General features: G+C 35.9%; 6 protein-coding genes. 1 reads left to right on the top strand and 5 read right to left on the bottom strand.

The genetic code is table 11. The annotated features are described in order from the left end of the window. The 3 genes from VE944_RS24980 to VE944_RS24990 form a co-directional block, all read right to left on the bottom strand. Positions 1 to 128: Na+ dependent nucleoside transporter N-terminal domain-containing protein (locus tag VE944_RS24980; RefSeq protein ID WP_324983459.1), on the bottom strand; the 128-nt coding region annotated here is incomplete at its 3' end. A gap of 167 nt (positions 129 to 295) precedes the next feature. After that, positions 296 to 556: a hypothetical protein gene (locus VE944_RS24985; protein ID WP_324983449.1), complete on the bottom strand. Its 261-nt coding sequence runs from the start codon at positions 554 to 556 to the stop codon at positions 296 to 298. A 75-nt stretch (positions 557 to 631) separates the two neighbouring features. After that, a complete protein-coding gene (locus VE944_RS24990; RefSeq protein ID WP_324983452.1) occupies positions 632 to 1,051 on the bottom strand; it encodes a hypothetical protein in 420 nt (139 codons plus the stop codon). Positions 1,052 to 1,333: 282 nt separating this feature from the next. Between VE944_RS24990 and VE944_RS24995 the strand changes: the two genes are divergently transcribed. Further along, positions 1,334 to 2,056 carry an IS1 family transposase gene (locus tag VE944_RS24995; RefSeq protein WP_324983461.1) on the top strand — a complete coding sequence of 241 codons (723 nt, stop codon included), beginning with the start codon at positions 1,334 to 1,336 and terminating at the stop codon, positions 2,054 to 2,056. An 11-nt stretch (positions 2,057 to 2,067) separates the two neighbouring features. Here VE944_RS24995 and VE944_RS25000 read toward each other — a convergent pair whose 3' ends face one another. Beyond that, positions 2,068 to 2,631, bottom strand: a complete 564-nt coding sequence (locus tag VE944_RS25000; RefSeq protein WP_324983453.1) for a RelA/SpoT domain-containing protein — start codon at positions 2,629 to 2,631, stop codon at positions 2,068 to 2,070. A gap of 623 nt (positions 2,632 to 3,254) precedes the next feature. After that, a partial coding sequence (locus tag VE944_RS25005; RefSeq protein ID WP_324983456.1) for an amidohydrolase occupies positions 3,255 to 4,485 on the bottom strand: 1,231 nt, incomplete at its 5' end.

Genomic DNA, 4,485 nt, shown 5'->3' on the forward strand with positions numbered 1-4,485 from the left:
GCCAATGCAAACTCTAATCCCAAACCCCAAGCTACTACGCGCCAACGCACCGCACGACGATTAACCGAGAAGGCGTAGGATATACCAATAAAAACTAAAATCCCCAACGCAGAAATAGCGCGTTCCATGTTTACTCCCGGAAATGTATGGCAAAGACACTTGGCCACAAAGCATACACAAAAATCCGCGTGTTTTTATGGGTTTGTAGTGAATTACTAGGGTTTTGATGGTGTAAAAAAGGATTTAGCGATCGCACTTCAAATTATTGTAGAAAAACATGGCGGTACTCTGGAGGTTAATTCCATATAGGGAGAGGGTACAGAATTTGCAATTTAAATTTTTTAGATAATGCTGGATCTGATAAAGCTAGACATAACTCTCTTTCTATTTGCACAAAGTCAGGCTTTTTCAGCTGCATCTGCAAGTAAGCAAGCAATTCTGCGGCTGATGTGCCAGTTCTAAAAAATACTAATGCATAGCCGTCTCCCCCAGAAACGACGATAACGCTGTTACTGCAACATTTAGCTATGTCTTGGCTTGAGTGATTGTATTCCACCGAGCAATTCCAGCCCGCGCTTCTAGATTTTGAGGATCGCTATCTGTAGTGGAATAGTATGGCAGGTTATTATAATTATATTTCTTTTGCTAGAACCTCCTTAAGTTTGTCTAAAAACTCTTTAGAGTCAGCAAAATAATTTGGATATGCTTTTTTTAATGTCTTTATTGATTTGGCGTTAACTAATACTATATCTACCTCTTTTGTATCTTTGTATTTTTTCTCAAAATTCTTATAATCTTCAGTTGCTTGAAAACGGTATTTTTCTTTGTAAGACCATACTTGAACATCTTGTTGATCAATATTCAGCAGGATCAAAAAGTAACCACAAACATCACTATTCCCATTATCTGTTATTAGATGAGTTGAAACTGAAAATGCTTCTAGTTTTTTAAAAACTTCTAGTTCTACTACTAGTAAATTTACTTCCTCTTTAATTTCTTTTAACCTTTCGCTGCTTATATTTTCTGGTAAACAATTTTCTATGAATGCCAAAAGTAAACTTACTAACTTAAAAAAATATAACCATTTGTCAGAACCTTCTCCTGATTTTAGAGATTGTTTTAAGAACGTTCCTACAACGGTAGTGGTAAATATGTAGTGAAAACGGAGATTTAATTACTCAAATTATTTATTTTTAGCTGTTTAAATTTTGAAATATATTTATTTGAGTAATTTATATATCCACAAGTGATAAATATTTAAAATAAATACTTGAACGAGAGTGTGTTAATTTTTATTATACCAGTATTTGAAAATCTGATTGTCTTAGAACTGATGTCAGCCTCCAGACCTACTTGCCCAAATTGCGGTTCCCAACACACCGTCAAAAATGGCAGTATTCATAATCAAAAACCAAAATACCAGTGTCAAAACTGTAAAAGACAGTTTATAGAAAATCCTACTAATAAAGTTATTAGTAAATATACTATAGAACTAATTGATAGACTTTTACTCGAAAAAATATCTCTTGCAGGTATTGCTCGTGCTGCTCGTGTTTCAGAGACTTGGTTACAAAAATATGTCAATAATAAATATACTCAGATTCCGACTCATATAAATGTTTCAGCCAAACCAAGAGGCAAATTGACTGTTGAATGTGATGAGGCTTGGTCATTTGTAGGTCATAAAGGTAATAAGCAATGGATTTGGTTAGCTTTGGATAAAAGGACTAGAGAAATAGTTGGAGTTTACATTGGCGATCGCAGCGAAGATGGAGCTAGAGGATTATGGAATTCTCTACCACCAGTTTATCGTCAATGCGCTGTTTGTTATACAGATTTTTGGGCCGCTTATGCACAAGTTATTCCTAACAAACGTCATCAGGCAGTAGGGAAAGAAAGTGGCAAGACTAACCATATTGAACGTTTTAATAATACAATGCGCCAAAGAATTTCTCGTTTGGTTAGAAAGACTTTATCCTTCTCTAAAAAGCTAGAAAACCATATTGGCGCTATCTGGTATTTTATTCATTATTATAATTCTTGCAGGAGTGCCTAAATTTATTATCACTACATATTTACCACTACCCCTACAACTTCTACTGCTGTAGCCCATGAGTGCTGTATCTTTGTTCTTACTTGTATTTCAACTGTATACCCATTATATATATTATCTTTTTTACCTTTGTATTTATAAATTAAATGTATCCCTCTGTATCCTGAATCTTTAGGATTTTCGATATAATCATCTTGTTTTACCAATTCATTTTTTGTTTTACTAGCTAATAGCAAGTCTCTTAAAGCATGGACTTTTTTTACATCTGATAAAACTACTCTACATCCTCCAATATCCTGCATTGTCTGTAATCTCATATTAGGAAGGCGTTTGAGTTTTGCTAGTATTGATGGGATACGCTTTAATCTTTGGGTAATTATTGCATTTTTCTCAACATTTTTTACCTTAGACCTTAATAAACTTGCAATAATATGTAAGGTAAATGTATATGATGACCTCCAGTTGCTAACGATATCTAATGATTCTAGTTTTTCTTCTTCAGATGAATCCGAATTTATTAATTTATCACCTGCTCTGCTTACTGCTTTCTTGCTAGATTTTGGTTCAACCCAAGTCATATTTTTCTTGTATGTTTTATATTCAAGGTGAACATCCAATATACTTTAATCTAAGTTTTGCGTAAAGAATTTAATGTAACTTTTTATTTTTATTTGAGTTTATCTAACTCTTATATTTAACATTTCCATTTCATTGAAAGTGAATTTTTATTTTTGTAGTAAAACAATCATGTCAATTGTCGTAGTACCTTATTTAGCGGATGGAATAATAACAGCCATTCTAACTAAGAGTTTCATATTACCTCAGCCACTGGTATTCATCCTTCATAGTTCACTACGAATTCACTCTAGGAAAGTAAGAAGTAAAAAAGCCTGAGTGCAAACAATCCTACAGATCATTACACACAGGCTAGTCTAGGAATAATATTCATAAGCAATTGCATCACCTAAGTTTCCAAGTGTGATAATTGTTTTTTTCCAGTAATATGCTCCCCAGAACCAGTTAAAACGTATGGAGTAATCTGAAGGATCTTTCTTTGGAGCATTTCAAGAATTTTAAAATTTTGGAATGCTTTAATTAGTCTCTGACTTACAACAAAGTCTGCATTAGAAGAAGAGATACTCTCTGTATATTAAATACCAAAGCAAAAATTTTTTACCGCAGTTCTGTATTTATTTGTCTTTCACAACCCCATCACTCTGCGATAATGAGCCTCAATTTGCGCTACGGTTTCAGACTTGCGCTTTGTCTCCCATTGACTGCGGTTAAATAATTCTTGTCGCAATTCATCAACGTTAATTGTGGTAACTTTGCCATCAGCAACAATTTGCTTACCATTTACCCAAGCACTATTAACAACATTGGTAGGACGACCTAAGACTAATAAGCCAATGGGATCTGTACGGGGTAATAATGATAAATTTGTGAGGTCATAAAGTATCAAATCGGCTTGTTTACCCACAGTTAAGGAACCGAGTGTGTCTGCTATATTCAATCCCTTTGCACCTCCCAATGATGCCATTTCTACTGCTTGCCTGGGTGTAATCCAGTGTTGATAATCTGAGTCTGTAACATTATGTAAAATAGAACCCATTTTGATTGCTTCTAGCAAATCTTGAGAGTCATTACTAGAAGCACCATCGCAACCAAAAGTTACATTTACTCCAGCTTGGCGATATTTTAAAATGGGAGCGATGCCACTACCTAAACGCAAATTACTTAAAGGATTATGAACAACTGTAGATTGAGTTTCGGCGAGAATGGCGATATCAGCATCATTTAACCAGACGCAATGAGCTAGAGTTGTACGATCGCTCAAATATCCGATTCTTTTCAAATGTTCTACAGCAGTACAACCGTACTTTTCTTGGGCGAGTTTTTCCTGTGCCCTGGTTTCAAGTAAATGAGAGTGACGACAAAGATTATAGCGATCGCTTAACTCACTACATCCTTCAAATAAAGCATCAGTACACAATTGTATCCCTGTTGGTGCAACTAAAATATTTATACCCTCATCCGGGCGATGAAACTGTCTCACGGCCTCTTCAATAATTTCCAATGTTGCCGCAGTTGAGCGAAAATAAGGTTCATGAGTTTGGGTTGATTCGCCAGATGGGATACCTGCGCTGAGGGACTCATCTTGAATTAAGGGGGCGATAAAAGCGCGAATTCCCACTTCTATGTAAGCGCGAGTTGCAATGGCGATCGTTTCTAACTCAAGTCCGGGAATTAACACCAGATGGTCTACTACACTCGTCCCACCGGAAAGTAGGGTTTCCACCGCAGTACCCAAAGCGCTGAGATAAACCTGTTCGGGTTCGAGAGGGGCAAAATCATACAGTTCCGCCAACCATAATTCTAAAGGGAAAGCTGACATGATTCCTCGCTGCCACATCTCTGATGAGTGGGTATGG

It is taken from the genome of Nostoc sp., from assembly GCF_035638895.1.
Classification (GTDB): Bacteria; Cyanobacteriota; Cyanobacteriia; order Cyanobacteriales; family Nostocaceae; genus Nostoc.

Excerpts from the sequence above, each read along its gene's own strand:
- VE944_RS24995 (WP_324983461.1), top strand. The coding sequence starts at position 1,334 with ATGTCAGCCTCCAGACCTACTTGCCCAAATTGCGGTTCCCAACACACC.
- VE944_RS25000 (WP_324983453.1), bottom strand. The coding sequence starts at position 2,631 with ATGACTTGGGTTGAACCAAAATCTAGCAAGAAAGCAGTAAGCAGAGCA.